Here is a 15093-nt window from a genome sequence, read left to right on the forward strand (position 1 = left end):
GAACTGGCTAAAAATCTCAAAACCCCTGAGGATCTCAGCCAGTTCGATCGCCTGCTGTAAAATTAGCGTTGAGGCTGATCTCAACTGAAATGACTGTAATGCTCCAGTGAGAGCGCATTACCCATGACGACCAAAAATCGCCTTCCCGTTCTAGGCCTCTACGTCCTGCTACTTTATGAAATGGTCGTAAGCCGCTTTAACTCCACTAGGGATACTAGCTGGATCAATTAAAGCAAGTGTAGCTTTAAATCTCGCACGGCAGGACGGTAATGCGTTTACACGGCGCCCAAGACTGTTGTCATTGTTGCTTGCCAAACGAATCATTGTTGCAATTTCCCTTGGAGAAAAGTTACGAATTAATTGTTCGTAGCTTGTAGCTGCAGCCCAACAAACACCGTAACCATTGCCAATATTGCAGCAGACAACTACCTGAACGAATTGCTCTTGTGCAGTTTCCGGTACCGCTCCGTGTAGCGACAGTTCTAATAACCGTTCTGCAAATGGCGGCTCGTTGTAGAAATTATTTGTTCCGTTATGCACATTCCAAAGTCGCTCAATCGCTCGGTAGAAGACAGCATGTTGCTCAGACTCGTTTAGCAGCGTCAAAAGACCAAGTTTCTCGAAGAATTGGAGAGATGCTGCATGACGTGGCTCGTCTCCTTTTGCTGCATACTCGCTATGTTTGTTGACAAGATCTGAGCGAAGAGATGCAGTAAAAATTTCTTTTAGTGAGCTGCCTATATCCAATGCGTTCAAACGCGACGGTTCTGATGTATTTGGATCGCAATAGATACCATGCACCATTCCAACCAGCATCTGACGCTGAGCATCGTGTGTATCTACAAGTCTTTGTACCCACACGTCATGTTGATTCGCGTTAAATCTAGGACCTTTGACTGCCGAGATAAATGCCCCAATGTCTACCCCTTTCGGAGAGGATGCATCAGCTAGAGCATAACGAACGCATCGGTTTAAGAACGTTGTAAATTCTCGATCGTTTACGCTGCCCATTGTCGGATGGGCAGCCGAAAAGTTATTGCGAACTTCACGACATTGATCAAGAAAAAAGAACCCATCTTCGTTAACTAGGTTTAGCTTGAGTGCAAGTTCAAGAAGTCGGCTATCTTGAAGTTCCAAAAGATGCTTTTCTTCAAAATCCGATTGCAGAATCTGCGCGACAATGGGTAGGCCAAAATTCCGTATTTTTGTTCTTAGCTGAAGGATGGCGGCATTCCATGCGTAGTTCATTGCCCCATCAAATAGGCCAGTGCTGACAGCAACACACATTCTGGCGACCAGTTCGCCACGAAGATCTGGTGGAATTTCACGCAATTCACGAGGAAGGTCGCGCCATGCATACTGAATTTCCTCGTCTCTTGCCAAAACATGACGGGGGATACCTAATGATGCAGTAAGTTCGGAAATGGCTGGCAGAATAGTTGTAGGTAATGCAGGAAGAACTGGCTCTGGCAATTTTGGAACGAGATCTGACAATTTTAGACTCCTTTCACTTAGGTTGTGATACTTAATTTAGATCAAAGAAATCACAGAATAAGATATAAGGTACGTAATTATCTGTGGTTTGACTACCCCTTTGCATTTTACTTGTCAGTGCCAGCCGCTTTCAAAGTAATCTACCATAGCCAACAAAATCTGGCCGTAACCGTTTAGGGAGCCTCATCTGAACAGTGACTCTATGGTATGTTTCGAATCCGTTGGTTGAACTCGTAGATCTAACCTAATTGTATTCTGTCCGATAAAATTAGAGCTAATACATATCAAATATAGCCGTCATAATTGACGGCCTATTTTTATTCAGATAAAGGATCTACTTTGTTTTCTCTAATAAGGTTTCGTAAAGCAGTGCGTGCAGCAGCGGCCTCTGTCATTCCGTTAAGATCTACGCTGGATTGCCCACCTCTTATTCCAAAAACTGTAACCATACCATCTTCATAGAAATATTCGGCCTCATACAGAAGACCATCTTTCTCTACTTGTATATATGGCATAACTCCCTCCTTTGTAAGGAATTAAAACATAAAATTATCTATAGTAACCCCTGACGACCAATTTTAGGGTTGTTAGTAAAAATTGTCGTAGTAATCTTTTCGCTCATGTTTTCAGGAGGATGAGGATTCTCAATCACTATTATTTGACTATTATTAGTATGATACTTAGAAAGATATTCATAGAATTTTTCTTTAAGATCAGTTCCTTGTAAAGCAGCATCATCTTCACCTTCAGGTTTATAATAGGCGAGGAGAGGTGAATCTAAAACAAGGAAACCGGGGTGAGATAACCCCTCCTCCTGACAAAACTCTAGTAATGCGACACTAACTGCTGCATGTGTAATAGCTCGTAGTCCCTTTCCTCGACTTCCTCTTGGCTTACCATCTATCACAAAGTCTGAAGCAACTTTGTCGTAAAATACGTTGCATTCACCAGGGAAATTCCATGCTTTTAGTATGGAGGAAATTTTCAATGAAAGGTTATGCATTACAGAATCAGAGGGACCAATTTCCAACTGAGTTTTCTCATGTACAATACAACTTTTATTCAATAAATCGGCTTTTCTTTTTTCCAGTCGATCTCTTCTTATAAATAAATCAACAGACCTTTGAATTTCAGATTTTTTATCAACTAATGCTGTATAAGCATGACTAAAATTATCAACTTTTGGAGCAACTATATCTCGAATTGTTTTATCTAAATGCTGATAAGTTTCCTCACATTTTGAATATTCTTTTTTTAGATGTTGCTCTTCACCACGAAGATCCGATACTGTATTATTTAGCTCACCCAACAACTTTTCAATTTTAACTATCTCAGCTGTAGCTGAGTTGATAATAGAATTAACGTCCCCATCACATATTTTTTCCAGATCTTGATGATCTGGACTAGCTCCACAATGAGGACAAGGTACTGCTTCAACATGCATAAAAATCAACCCACTTTCCTGAATTGATTTGAGACGATCAATGTCTACTACATAATGCTCATATAGTAGAGTGAACCTAGCTAATAGTTCAGAGATTTCATCTAACCGCTTCTGGATGTTATTTTTAGCTTCATAATATTTCCCCCTTTCCAATAACAGATTATTAAGTTCCTCTTGTTGAGAAGCAAGATAATTACGCTGTAGCATAATTATCTGTTCAAGACGGCTAAACTGCGATAATATATCGCTGCGAACTATACCTAAATCATCAATTTCATTATTTAGCTCAATAATAAATTCATCTATTAATACGATCTGTGCTGAAGTATCAGTATTAGTATCTTTAATGTTTTTTATTGATGCATCATCTACACCTGTAAGCAAAAGCTTTAAGGTTGCTAACTCAGAGGTTTTATTTGTGGGATTATCGGATAAAAAAGGCGAGCCTTTCTTTTGTATTTCATCTTCCTGAATCAGTGCTAATCTGGCTAAATCTCGAAAACTTAACCCTCGAGTTGTTGCCTTATCACGACTTTTTAATATCTTTTTATTAAATAACCCAAGCTGCTCAAGTATAAAGCCTGATAGATTATCTATTTTTCCTTGTATGTGCTTTTGTTTAAGAGGTACGTCTTTTAAATTATGGTCATCCAAATCAGTTAGAGTAAAATTTCCACCAGCAACTGCACGATGAAGACACCAACGTTTTCCAGCATTACTAACTAAATAGAGTTCAATCTCCGTGTAGGCGGATAGTTCTACAATTTCCCGGAGCTTCTTTCCCCCCAACATGAAATCAAGAGATTCCGCAATAAAAGACTTGCCTGTATCTGAAGCACCGCAAATCGAGTTGACCCCTTCAGAAAAAGACAAAACTGATTCTTTATTTGGCCCCCGAAATACAAGCTTGCGAATTTGCAAATAATTATCAGCCATAATTATCCTCCAGATAACTGAATATTTTGGAACTGACTCGACCATTGTTGAAAGAATCGATGTGTAATGTTCCGTATTTCCTGAATTGTTAAATCATTAAATTGTACAACCGCCCACTCTGCACATCTTTTTAATCTACATGAATATTCAGTTGTAAGAGATGCCATAAAAGGAGCTGCAACCTCCCCCGCCTGATATCTAAATCCATCCCTTGCTGCAACTCTTTGCACTAATCCCCTGCTAATCATGAGCAGTAATCCTTTTTCAATCAAACCATGCCTTACTAGTAATTCACCTGCACGCATAGGTAGAGGTGCATGTAGGCTTGCCGGGCCGTTAACATCGCCTGAATGAACAACGAGGTAATCCATTTCAACGAGCCGTTGTAAGTCATAGGCTTCAGGAAATGCCGCAACTAAAATCGCAAGTGAACGTACACCAGCTTCAAAAGGACTATTGAATGGCTCTGTATATAAATTATGTTTCATTATTAGGAACCCAATTCAAACGATCATCGTTAGCCAATTGGTGACAAATACCTTGACGATCTTGAGTTTTAAAAGACGATACTAAAGGGTTAGATGTTACCGCGATGATGGTTGCTTGCTTGATTGTTGCTTTCATCCTTTCGAATCCACTGTCATGGAAATCTTCACATACATCAATAACTCCATGAAAAATTTCATCCTGTAATTGATCAAATGTTCCCGCAGGAACTGTATCTCGCGCAAAATTTTTCAGTGACTCGGCATGGTAAAAACGCTCACGCTGACGTAGGTAGTCTCTTTTAAACTGGTTATGTGAATCTAAGAAAGTAGAATCAGGAAAATGGGTACCCAAATGATCTCCATAAGCATCAAGGAGTTGACGAAGGTAGCGACTCTCATTATCGGCTGGTTTATCTGGCGGCAAATCTGGATTCGGACGACACGGCAATCCACCACCAAATCGGACTGAGTGAAAAACTGTTTTTGAGTGTACTTCAATAAGTTCAACTAATGATTTTGAAGAGAATATAGTGAAATCAAACATATCAAAGTAGGTTTTTAACTCACCAGTCAATGGGACATCTTTGACAGATGAAATTTTGTCTTGGCAATTTTTACCCCAATTTTCAGCTAATTTTTCTTTTAATTCAGTGGGCTTATTTAGCAACTGCTCAAGACTTGTTCCGATTCCCTGAGAACAGACAAAAAAATGTTTACGTGGCGGCAAATATTCTCCTAGAAATGAATAGTAAATGATCTTACCCATCTCAACCCAAACCTCCCCGGGCCTGAGAGGATGATCATACCGTTTGCATTGATAATTGTCCCATACCGCTTCAAAACCGTTTTTTGAACAAAAACCAGCGATATCAATACCAAGATCCCCTGAACCACCAAAACGTCTAACGGTTATATATTCATTTTTAAGATAATTGGCCCATTCTTCAGTGAACTCCTCCCATTCAGCAGGGCTGAAAGATTGAACTCGTACTGACTTAGGAATGGGTAGCCCATCCTGTATATGCATAGTTGATGGAACCCCACCGGCCCATTTAGGGTGTATATCTCTTAGATCACTTTCTAAAATCATCTGACATCCCTCATAGGTACTACCATATCGCTTTATTTGCTGATCATTTTTCAACCAATTGATTAATTAGAGATTTATGATTATACCGTGCTTTTTGTCGCTACCCTAGCTGAAAGAAAATCTCATCATAGCTGATCGTTTTTAGGTTGTTTAACCAGCCTAATCACAAATTATACGTTCATTGCTCGATAAAAATTTTCATAACTATGAAACAGATCTCCTCTGTTCGGCATTAGGGAATCTGACAGGACGTGTCGTGATGTTGAAGATGGCACTCTCAAACAAGAAATAATATTATTAACTTCAATTAGTTAAATGTATTTAATTATTTCATCATTTTTCCATTCATCTCAATTTAGTACGACATAACATGTCGTACCTGTACGGCATAATCTCCCGTATCAATACCATGATATTTTGGGAGAACAGGACTGTCCCCACCATGAAAACACAGCATGATCATCATGACCGCCTGTCTGTCAGGCTATCAGTCATTATCAGCCGCTTACTGGCTGGTGAATCTCTGGAACTTAAAGTATTAGCTGATGAATTTGGTGTCTCAGAACGCACCCTACAGCGGGATTTTCAGCAACGCCTGATCCATCTGGATCTTGAGCATCGCAGCGGAAGTTACCGACTTATCCGCCAAACAGGCCGGGAGCACTTACCCAATACATTTGCGTTTATACGTAATTCAGGAATTTCAGGAATCATTCCGGCTCAGAACCGCAAGTTGATCCGGTTGATTGCCAGCAATTCCGGCGTATCGCCGTGTCTTATTGGGCATGGGGCATTATCTTCTCCCGTCACGCAGACTGCCTGTTTTCTGGAACTGGCGGAAGCTATCCGCGACTACCGCGCCGTTACATTATTAGTTAACGGTAAAAGCTACGAAGCAGTAGCTCCCCGCCGTCTGATATTTCAGTCCAAAAACTGGTTTCTTGTTGCTACCCACACCAGAAATTTACAGGTGTTTCGGATGGAAGACGTTAACGCCGTAACCGTTCTGGATACCTCTTTTCGCAGAAAGCCTGAACTTGACGCTCTGACTGCCAGTGAAGAGTTTATTTCAGCCCTCCCTCACTTTCGTTTCATAAGTGACGTAATTCAGACCTTCAGAGAGTAACAGACAACGTTTATTTCAAATTAAAAAGGAGACCTCGTATGGATGACCCGGTAAAGGGCGAAGGCCGGATGATTACTGATGCCAGTGGCGTCACCAGAAGGGAAGGCGGGATTTTGGGAATGTGGGGCAATATATTTCCAGAACGTAATGGTAGCAACGAGCAAAAAGGTGATAGCACACCGCACATACCCGACATCAGGGACATTCTTGATATTTTCCCTCAGCCACTGCGGGAAAAGCTGTTGAACAAAATCAGTGAAGCCATCGACTATGAACCCGTGATTGGTGTCATGGGAAAAACTGGCGCGGGGAAAAGCAGCGTATGTAATGCGCTGTTTAAAGGGGAGGTTTGTGCAGTTAGCGACGTTGAGGCATGTACTCGCGAAGTTCAGGAATTGCGTATACGCTTCGGCAAACATTCGCTAAAGATCATTGATATACCTGGTGTCGGTGAGAATGCCCGGCGGGATAAGGAGTATGAAGATTTATACCGCAATTTGCTTCCCTCCCTGGATCTTATCCTGTGGGTAATAAAAGGAGACGATCGGGCCTTTTCTGCGGATGAGCATTTCTACAACAATGTTCTGCTCCCTGCTGGTGGGGGGGAGCGCGTTTTATTCGTCCTTAACCAGGTTGATAAAATTGAGCCATTCCGCGAGTGGGATACTCATCTGCATCAGCCATCTCCTGCACAGCGCATCAACATCGAAAAGAAAGAAGCTTACATTACTGAACGATTTGGTTTTACGCACTATCCGGTGACACCTGTCTCCGCCGATGAGGGCTACAACATTCTTCGTCTGGTAGAGACTATTATTCGGGCTTTGCCTGATCGGGCTAAAAGTAGCACGGCTTCGCAGTTTAAGGATGAGTTCAAAACCGAAGAGGTCAAGACGGAAGCAAAAAACGGCTTCGGTAGCGTAATCTCCGGGATACTCGACGACGTTATTGATTCTTTTCCGTTACCAAAGCCTGTCAAAGAGCTTACCCGTAAGGGTAAAGACAAACTTATCGAGTGGGCTGGTAATGCCTGGGACCATTTTTTTGGATAGGGAAGTGCTTAATGAAACCAATTATTATATCTGCATTGTTTGTATCTTTATTTGCATTCCACCCTGCTTATGCAGTCGGGGCCTATGACCTGCAATGTCTGCTGGATAACGGTGAGCAAATGACACTCAGCCACGTCAGCAATACCGTTTATATCAGTTTTGAAAATCCTAGCGGTGACTCTGAAGAGAGCGGCTCTGTTATTAAACTGGATATTCCTTCCGGCGAAGCGAAACAGACTCTGGCGGCTAATCCGGGAGCAGGAACCGCTTCTTTCACATTACGTGGAGAAAATGAAGATATCGAAGGCGCGGTTGCAGTCAATTACTCAGAATATGATGGTACAGGTGATGCTTATTACACTGTCATGAATGCAATGGGGCAGGAAACCAGCACCGTATCATGCAAGCCGGGTACCATTAAGGTTTCCAGAAGCCTCCTTCAGAATGGCATTAATAGCGTTGGTAGCCAGCAGGCTAATAAACCTGCTCCCTCTCAACAACAGCAGGCACAGCAATCTACGACACCACCATTTAAAGTTCAGTTCGGCAGCTCCGTCAGTAATGAAGGCTGGAATACCAAATATGGTGTTATTCAGCTCACTATCACTGATGACAATGTGGTGCTGAAATCCATTCGGGTAAACAGAGGGAACTGTAAAATGGAGAGCGCCGGTAACAGAACCCTGCCAGCTAAATATAAATTCGGTGATGTGGCTACGTTCAAATATATGAAGTGTGACCGTATCATTGAAGCTGACATTGTGACCGATACGGGTAGCTGGACATTTAATTCCTAATTTTACCTGTAGCAGCATCCGGGGAATTCCTGCTAAATAATCAGGCTATTCCCCGGTTAATTATTTTTCGACAACGTTAAACGAAACGTATTTCATCCGGGCATAATGAAGTTACACGTCGATAGATGCACAGCAACGGCCCTGTCAGGCGCTCACTGATATAGCGTTACGGGTAAAGCGTGTAGAGATAGTGTCAGGGGGATTAATAGCGGGATTCTGCAATACGTTCCGTCAGCCAGCGTTTAACTTCACTTTCCCGCCAGCGGGAACTACGCCCCAGTTTGATAGGCTTTGGAAACTTGCCTTCACTAATCAGTTTATAAAACCATTTGTCGGTCAGGCCAGTAAACGTGGTAATAAATGCCATCGTCACCAGTTTGTCATTCATCAGGTCAGTATCGGTATTCGGTTGATTGTTCATGACGATTGTCCTTCTGTCTTTACGTTGATAAAAGACAGGAGCAGCAACACTAACCCGTTGATTTAAGATCATGTTGCATACTCCGCCATTACAATCACTTCTCCGGTAATAAATTACTTATCCCTGACTACAACCAAAGTTACGTTCACCGTCATCGTGGTTTTTGGTGTACTCCTTCGCCTGATAACTGATGTGGTATATGTAGCTGCGGAAAAAGTCCGTATTTGTGCCATTTCTGCGGTCCAGTTCATAAGAGACGCCCGGTAAATGAAAGGGGGCTTTATTTGCCATATCTCCGGTACGTCTAAGCGCCACAGCCCATGCACGCGCCACCATTCCCACCAGCAATCCGCGAGGTTGCGCTGAATTCTCCGTATTCAGCATGGTGTTTCTGAATACTTCCCGATTAACCAGCAACAACATGTGATAATGCTTGTTGCCATTCAGTTCGCCAAATTCTCTTACCCATGCATATCGCAGCTTACAGGGGTAAACACGTTTACCGTCTCTCCTGCGCCGTTGTAAATATGCTGCTATCTGTGCTTTCAGTGAGGCTATAAAACGGGTAATAACCGCTGAATCATACCCTTTATGGCTATTACCCACTGGCAGTAATAAATCCACTCTGAAAGCCAGTATTCTGGCGTAATCATCCATCGCATAGCGAGTAATCTCTTCCAGACGTTTCATATAGTGTGCATTAGGCTTGCCATATCGTTCATTCAGTTTCATGCTTCAGTTCCTTGTGGTTGGTTACATATCCATAAGTGCTGTAGTAACTTTTCACTGAGCTATGCCGATCTGGATTACTTTTCCCTGTCTCTGGTGTCATCCCTCTATATGCTGAATCTAATGAATGAGTGATAAACATAATATTAATACCGGCAATATTGATTCATAAAGAAAGGGTGATAAAAAGAGTAGAAGCCCGGTATTTACTGGTGTTCGTAGTTAATTATCTGTTCTTGAAGACAAAGAGTTTTACTCTTAAGTTATAATTAATACATTGATCTAATTTATGAGTTGCGGTCATGAATGACATCTTCCAGATGTCAACTCGTTATCCTGGGAGGTTTCACCCGTAAAGCCACCAGGGCTATACGTGGAAAAATTTAAGACTATCCAGCCGTTTTCTACGGGCGGAAGCTGTGAGTATGGTGATAAATAAAAAACTACGTTAATGGTACTCTATTACTATGGAATAACACGATATTACTACTTGTTTTCCACTTTTATTGATTTATTGCTACGGTTTTACTTCGAAAACACGTCATAATTACGCTATTGCTTTTTGCTGATTTAACAAGGATGACGAGGTAGAACAATGGCCGTTAATGTGCGCTCATCAATAGCAGCGAAGGACATCCGAACCAGCAGGTTTCTTTTCTGGTACATCAGGAAAAACATTCAGGGAGCAAATCAATTTGCGTTTGACGGGAACAATCCAGATACATCTCTTTCGGAGAGAATTATTAATACAGCCCTCGAGGTCGGGTATCCCGATCCCATTCAGCGAAGTAATTTTATTCGCTCACTGGAGCTGTCGATTAATACGATGCTTCTGCCGGAGAAATATTTTAGTTGGTTAAAAGAAAATGAAAGAGCGACGTTCTGGCTATGGGGCGTGATGTGTCTTGATTACCGCTGTATGGAGTCAATTAACGAAAAGCTGGGCACAAATTTAAACATTAACTGGTATCAGAAAGCCGGAATAACAGATTCTCCTGCAAGCCATAGCGAAAGATACTCAATCATCGTTGCATTACTGGACTATATTAATATTGAGACTAATCAGGCACCGTTGATGAGACAGTGGCTATATGAGAGGCTTGTATTCTGGAGGGCAAATGAACATCAGAGAATAAAATTACGCTGGCTTAATGAGGATAATGACGAAGTCTGTATATGGGCTTATAATTACATTAATAAATTCCAGAAAGAGCACGGTAGTAATATAGGAAGCCAGTTGGACCCCGTTCAGATCCCGGAACCACTTAATAGTGTAGAAACCTATCACGCCGTTTATGCCATGCTGGATTTATGGTCAGCGGATGATGATCTCCAGCAGAAAGCGGTAAAGAAAATAAATAAAGCGTTTTACCAAAAAAACTTCAGACGTAAACTTTCTGAAAAACGGGAACGGGAGTCTATCAGTGATACGCATAAAGAGCGTCTGGATTTTCTGGTTAAATTTTACAAGTCAGATAAAATATCTGTTATTGAAAGGTTAATAGACGAAAGAGTTCAGGGAATAGAAACAAGATTATCCCGTGGTTGAGGTGTCATTTCAAACTTAAATTCTCCCGGTGACTATCACCGGGAGAATTCAGATATGTATTATTTCAGCACTATATCACTTTCATATATGCACTACCGGAATGTAATTTAATATCTGCACGTACCTGTTATTTTATCCCACCTATACTACCGTCCGTTTTAATCACGCATTAAATTAGCCGCAATTTTTCAGAAGATGCGGCCTGTTTTTTATATTCTTTATTAAGGAATTCACCATGAAATTAGCCAGCCGCTTTGGTCACGTAAATCAAATCCGTCGCGATCGCCCATTAACGCATGACGAACTGATGCAGTATGTCCCCAGCGTATTTGGGGAAAATAAGCACGAATCACGCAGCGAACGCTATACCTATATTCCCACCATTACTCTGCTCGATAACCTCCAGCGTGAAGGATTTCATCCTTTCTTTGCCTGCCAGACCCGCGTTCGTGATGTGGGTAAACGTGAGCATACAAAACACATGCTGCGTCTGCGCCGGGAAGACCAGATCACTCGCAACCAGGTGCCGGAAATTATTCTGCTCAACAGCCATGACGGTTCCAGTTCTTATCAGATGCTGCCAGGGCTGTTCCGTTCTGTTTGTTGTAACGGGCTGGTCTGTGGCGAGTCGTTTGGTGAAGTACGGGTACCGCATAAAGGCAATGTGGTGGAGAAAGTGATTGAAGGCGCTTATGAAGTCCTCAGTGTTTTTGACCAGGTTGAAGAGAAACGCGATGCCATGCAGTCGCTGATGCTGCCACCCCCTGCGCAACAGGCGCTGGCAAAGGCGGCGCTGACTTACCGCTTTGGCGAAGAGCACCAGCCAGTGACGGAATCCCAGTTGCTGGCTCCGCGCCGCTGGCAGGATGAATCCGGCGATCTGTGGACGACCTACCAGCGTATTCAGGAGAACCTGATCAAAGGTGGTTTAAACGGGCGGACGGCAAAAGGTGGTCGCACGCACACCCGCGCCATTAAAGGCATCGACGGCGATGTCAGGCTCAACCGCGCCCTGTGGGTGATGGCTGAAAACATGTTGCAACTGGCCTCATAAACAACGCTATTAATAGTAAAGGAAACACAATGTCTGAACTGATGCTGACACCGGTATTTTCGGTGAGTGAACAACGCGTTATCCGCCGTGCGATGCGTCTGCTGGAGAAATATCAACGCAATCCTGGCGAATCTTTTCTTTCCTCTGACGCCACAAAAACCTGGCTGCAACTGCATCTGGCACGACAGGAGCGGGAAATGTTTGTTGTGCTCTATCTCGATAACCAGAACCGACTGCTGGAACACGAAACGCTATTTCTCGGCACGATTAACAGCACAGAAGTACATCCCCGTGAGATTGTGAAATCTGCGCTACGGCACAATGCCGCAGCAGTGATCCTTGCGCATAACCATCCCTCCGGCGTGACGGAACCCAGTCGGGCCGACAGACTTATTACAACGAATATTGTTAAGACACTGGATTTGGTGAATGTGAGGGTGCTGGATCATTTCATTATTGGGGCGGGTGACGTCTTCTCTTTTGCCGAACGGGGCTGGCTGTAATGCTGCAAAAGGACAAGGTCATGCAACAAGAATGGGGGCTTCCCTGTACCGTTACACCACGCTTCACTGCACGACTGGTACAGGAAAGACATAACCTGAATTACCTGGCTGATCGGGCCGCAATCACCGGGAAATTCAGCTCCCCGGATCTGCTGCATATCGACCAGGCTTTCCCGGTGCTGATGAAACAACGGGAGCTGAAACTGGCTGACGGTGAACTCTCCCCCTGCCAACAACGTACCGTCACGCTACACGCCAAAGGGCTGACCTGCGAAGCCGATACGCTGGGTTCCTGTGGTTACGTCTATATCGCTATTTATCCCATTCAACGCTGAGTTTTAACCTCCTTAATACGGAACATTGTTATGAAAATTATACCTGCAACGACGCTGCGGGCGACGACGTCATATCTGTCGCCTGTCGTGGTCTGGCAAACATTACTGGCCCGCCTGCTGGAGCAGCACTACGGGCTGAATCTTAATGACACACCATTCAACAATGAAAAGGTGATTCAGGAACACATAGATGCCGGAATCACTTTGGTTGATGCCATCAATTTTTTGGTGGAGAAGTACCAATTGATCCGTATCGACAGGAAAGGATTTAGCTGGCAGGAACAGACGCCTTATCTTCGTGCGGTCGATATTTTACGGGCGCGGCAGGCTACAGGTCTGCTGCGCCGCTGCCATAACACGGCGACACGGTGAATCTGCGAGCCGTCTTCCCGATTTACATCGCCAAAATTACTTCTCTCATATCTCCCTGCATAATGCGCCTACAGTTCATGGCTGGCGCATTTGCTTTAATACGGACAAAAGATTATGCAAACAGAAGCTGAAGTCTTAACCGATCATAACGAACTAATATGCTCGACCAGTATTGAGCGTATTGTGACGGGGCGTGATAGTGCACTGAACCAGATAACGACGTTAATCCAAAAACTTGATGATATCTCCAGCCTGACATCCAGTATTGGCGGTGATGTGGCTGGAACCTGGGCAATGTGTAATGGATACCGCAGCCAGTGGGTATATCACATTCAAGCAACTGGCTCTGGTGGATAAGATGAATGACATTGTAGCGAAGTACTATCCGTCAGCGTTATCATCAAAATAACACTGTTCACATACAGTTCTCTGGCATACTACGTGAGTTATAGCATTACGGATTTGATTTTAACGGAGGCGACATGTCAGACAAAGACTTAACCCAGCCCCCAGCAGGCGAATTTATTATGTTTGCCAGTGGTGACGGAAGAGTGCGTGTTGAATGTCGCTTTGAGTCAGACACAATCTGGTTATCCCAGGCGGCAATGGCTGAACTGTACGATAAAGATGTTCGCACCATTAACGAACATTTAATCAATATATTTTCCGAAGGTGAACTTGGTCAAAACTCAACCATCCGGAAATTCCGGATAGTTCGCCAGGAAGGAAAACGTCAGGTTTCCAGAGAGATAGACCATTACAACCTCGAAGCCATTCTCGCTGTCGGCTATCGCGTTCGCTCGCCTCGAGGCACGCAATTCCGCCAGTGGGCAACGCAGACGCTTCAGGAATACCTGATCAAAGGTTTTGTGATGGACGATGAGCGGCTGAAGAATCCGCCTGTCGGTTCATCGGTTGTGCCCGACTATTTTGATGAGATGCTCGAACGCATCCGCGATATTCGCGCCAGCGAGCGTCGGGTATATTTGCGGGTGCGGGAGATCTTTGCTTTAGCTGCCGACTATCAACTATCACTAAAAGAAACCACGCAATTTTTTCAAACCATCCAGAATAAACTGCATTTTGCCTGTACCGGGCATACGGCTGCGGAACTCATCCACAAACGAGCAGATGCCAGCCAGCCGCACATGGGTTTGACCAGTTATAAAGGTGAAGAGGTACGTAAGGGCGACGTGACGGTGGCAAAAAATTATCTCACCCAGGATGAGGTCAGCGAACTTAATCGTGTGGTTAATATGTGGCTGGACTTTGCCGAGGATCAGGCCCGTCGTCGTCAGCAGGTCTTTTTGCGCGACTGGCAGGATAAGCTGGATCAGTTCCTGCAATTTAACGACCGAGAGGTTCTACAAGGCGCGGGTAAAATCAGCAAGAAAATGGCCGATGAAAAAGCGCAGGCGGAGTATGTTCAGTTTGCCGAACAACAACGGCGCTTAAAAGAAGCCGAAGGCGAGAAGGATATCGCCAGTTTGCTACAGTGGAATAAAGAGTCGAAAAAGTAGCCCGGAATCCCCCCAAACTCCACACGCAAAACCATTTGGGGGTACTTATGGGGGTTACTCATTTATCCAATTCAAAATATAAACATTAGATCAATAAGTTAACCATCAAATGCGACTCCTGTGATCGCCAAAATGCCTCTTCTGACGTTTACCAATCCCTTGTAATACCGTTTAAAGCAGATA

At 43.6% G+C, this 15093-nt stretch carries 16 protein-coding genes and 1 pseudogene; 10 read left to right on the plus strand and 7 right to left on the minus strand.

Going from position 1 to position 15093, the window contains the following annotated elements; genetic code table 11:
* Positions 1-168 precede the first annotated feature (168 nt).
* From D9597_RS11050 to D9597_RS11070, 5 genes are all read right to left on the minus strand, one after another.
* Positions 169-1494: a hypothetical protein gene (locus tag D9597_RS11050; protein ID WP_001281818.1), complete on the minus strand. Its 1326-nt coding sequence runs from the start codon at positions 1492-1494 to the stop codon at positions 169-171.
* A gap of 317 nt (positions 1495-1811) precedes the next feature.
* Complete coding sequence (locus tag D9597_RS11055; protein ID WP_130222456.1) at positions 1812-2009, minus strand: hypothetical protein; 198 nt, start codon at positions 2007-2009, stop codon at positions 1812-1814.
* Positions 2010-2047: 38 nt separating this feature from the next.
* Positions 2048-3874 (minus strand): hypothetical protein, encoded by a 1827-nt coding sequence (locus D9597_RS11060; RefSeq protein ID WP_130222458.1) that lies wholly within the window; start codon positions 3872-3874, stop codon positions 2048-2050.
* Positions 3875-3876: 2 nt separating this feature from the next.
* On the minus strand, positions 3877-4362 hold the full coding sequence (locus D9597_RS11065; RefSeq protein WP_130222460.1) for an ABC-three component system middle component 2: 486 nt from the start codon (positions 4360-4362) through the stop codon (positions 3877-3879).
* The gene (locus tag D9597_RS11070) at positions 4352-5452 is read right to left on the minus strand and encodes an ABC-three component system protein (protein ID WP_130222462.1); all 1101 of its coding nucleotides are present in this window, start codon (positions 5450-5452) and stop codon (positions 4352-4354) included. The genes D9597_RS11065 and D9597_RS11070 overlap by 11 nt, the downstream gene beginning before the upstream one ends.
* Before the next feature lie 442 nt (positions 5453-5894).
* On the opposite strand from D9597_RS11070, the gene D9597_RS11075 reads away from it, so the two are divergent.
* The 3 genes from D9597_RS11075 to D9597_RS11085 are packed head-to-tail and all read left to right on the plus strand — an operon-like array spanning position 5895 to position 8427.
* Positions 5895-6578 (plus strand): WYL domain-containing protein, encoded by a 684-nt coding sequence (locus tag D9597_RS11075; protein ID WP_205712909.1) that lies wholly within the window; start codon positions 5895-5897, stop codon positions 6576-6578.
* A gap of 38 nt (positions 6579-6616) precedes the next feature.
* Positions 6617-7630, plus strand: a complete 1014-nt coding sequence (locus D9597_RS11080) for a GTPase (protein WP_130222464.1) — start codon at positions 6617-6619, stop codon at positions 7628-7630.
* Between the two features lie 11 nt (positions 7631-7641).
* A complete protein-coding gene (locus D9597_RS11085; RefSeq protein WP_130222466.1) occupies positions 7642-8427 on the plus strand; it encodes a hypothetical protein in 786 nt (261 codons plus the stop codon).
* 202 nt (positions 8428-8629) lie between these two features.
* Here D9597_RS11085 and D9597_RS11090 read toward each other — a convergent pair whose 3' ends face one another.
* Positions 8630-8848, minus strand: coding sequence for an AlpA family phage regulatory protein (locus tag D9597_RS11090; RefSeq protein WP_001064742.1), 219 nt, complete (start codon positions 8846-8848; stop codon positions 8630-8632).
* 117 nt (positions 8849-8965) lie between these two features.
* A complete protein-coding gene (locus D9597_RS11095) occupies positions 8966-9580 on the minus strand; it encodes an inovirus Gp2 family protein (protein ID WP_130222468.1) in 615 nt (204 codons plus the stop codon).
* 592 nt (positions 9581-10172) lie between these two features.
* Between D9597_RS11095 and D9597_RS11100 the strand changes: the two genes are divergently transcribed.
* The 7 genes and pseudogenes from D9597_RS11100 to rhuM all read left to right on the plus strand — a co-directional run bounded on the left by D9597_RS11100 (position 10173) and on the right by rhuM (position 14910).
* On the plus strand, positions 10173-11126 hold the full coding sequence (locus D9597_RS11100; RefSeq protein WP_130222470.1) for a hypothetical protein: 954 nt from the start codon (positions 10173-10175) through the stop codon (positions 11124-11126).
* Between the two features lie 235 nt (positions 11127-11361).
* A complete protein-coding gene (locus D9597_RS11105) occupies positions 11362-12180 on the plus strand; it encodes a DUF932 domain-containing protein (RefSeq protein WP_063119768.1) in 819 nt (272 codons plus the stop codon).
* A gap of 29 nt (positions 12181-12209) precedes the next feature.
* The gene (gene radC, locus D9597_RS11110) at positions 12210-12683 is read left to right on the plus strand and encodes a DNA repair protein RadC (RefSeq protein WP_130222472.1); all 474 of its coding nucleotides are present in this window, start codon (positions 12210-12212) and stop codon (positions 12681-12683) included.
* A complete protein-coding gene (locus D9597_RS11115) occupies positions 12683-13018 on the plus strand; it encodes a type IV toxin-antitoxin system YeeU family antitoxin (RefSeq protein WP_130222474.1) in 336 nt (111 codons plus the stop codon). The genes radC and D9597_RS11115 overlap by 1 nt, the downstream gene beginning before the upstream one ends.
* Positions 13019-13048: 30 nt before the next feature.
* Entirely contained in the window at positions 13049-13390 is a 342-nt protein-coding gene (locus tag D9597_RS11120; RefSeq protein WP_130222476.1) for a TA system toxin CbtA family protein, read from the plus strand.
* A gap of 114 nt (positions 13391-13504) precedes the next feature.
* Positions 13505-13699 (plus strand): annotated as a pseudogene (locus D9597_RS11125) (restriction endonuclease subunit M); the annotation flags it as partial.
* A gap of 173 nt (positions 13700-13872) precedes the next feature.
* Entirely contained in the window at positions 13873-14910 is a 1038-nt protein-coding gene (gene rhuM, locus D9597_RS11130; RefSeq protein WP_130222478.1) for a RhuM family protein, read from the plus strand.
* Positions 14911-15093: the final 183 nt, after the last annotated feature.

The sequence above is a fragment of the Escherichia sp. E13S3 genome (assembly GCF_004212325.1).
In the GTDB taxonomy this organism is placed as follows: domain Bacteria; phylum Pseudomonadota; class Gammaproteobacteria; order Enterobacterales; family Enterobacteriaceae; genus Escherichia.

Bases quoted from the DNA above. Each gene is read 5' to 3' on its own strand.
- D9597_RS11055 (WP_130222456.1), bottom strand. From the start codon at position 2,009: ATGCCATATATACAAGTAGAGAAAGATGGTCTTCTGTATGAGGCCGAA.
- D9597_RS11060 (WP_130222458.1), bottom strand. From the start codon at position 3,874: ATGGCTGATAATTATTTGCAAATTCGCAAGCTTGTATTTCGGGGGCCA.
- D9597_RS11065 (WP_130222460.1), bottom strand. From the start codon at position 4,362: ATGAAACATAATTTATATACAGAGCCATTCAATAGTCCTTTTGAAGCT.
- D9597_RS11070 (WP_130222462.1), bottom strand. From the start codon at position 5,452: ATGATTTTAGAAAGTGATCTAAGAGATATACACCCTAAATGGGCCGGT.
- D9597_RS11075 (WP_205712909.1), top strand. From the start codon at position 5,895: ATGAAAACACAGCATGATCATCATGACCGCCTGTCTGTCAGGCTATCA.
- D9597_RS11080 (WP_130222464.1), top strand. From the start codon at position 6,617: ATGGATGACCCGGTAAAGGGCGAAGGCCGGATGATTACTGATGCCAGT.
- D9597_RS11085 (WP_130222466.1), top strand. From the start codon at position 7,642: ATGAAACCAATTATTATATCTGCATTGTTTGTATCTTTATTTGCATTC.
- D9597_RS11090 (WP_001064742.1), bottom strand. From the start codon at position 8,848: ATGAACAATCAACCGAATACCGATACTGACCTGATGAATGACAAACTG.
- D9597_RS11095 (WP_130222468.1), bottom strand. From the start codon at position 9,580: ATGAAACTGAATGAACGATATGGCAAGCCTAATGCACACTATATGAAA.
- D9597_RS11100 (WP_130222470.1), top strand. From the start codon at position 10,173: ATGGCCGTTAATGTGCGCTCATCAATAGCAGCGAAGGACATCCGAACC.
- D9597_RS11105 (WP_063119768.1), top strand. From the start codon at position 11,362: ATGAAATTAGCCAGCCGCTTTGGTCACGTAAATCAAATCCGTCGCGAT.
- radC (WP_130222472.1), top strand. From the start codon at position 12,210: ATGTCTGAACTGATGCTGACACCGGTATTTTCGGTGAGTGAACAACGC.
- D9597_RS11115 (WP_130222474.1), top strand. From the start codon at position 12,683: ATGCTGCAAAAGGACAAGGTCATGCAACAAGAATGGGGGCTTCCCTGT.
- D9597_RS11120 (WP_130222476.1), top strand. From the start codon at position 13,049: ATGAAAATTATACCTGCAACGACGCTGCGGGCGACGACGTCATATCTG.
- rhuM (WP_130222478.1), top strand. From the start codon at position 13,873: ATGTCAGACAAAGACTTAACCCAGCCCCCAGCAGGCGAATTTATTATG.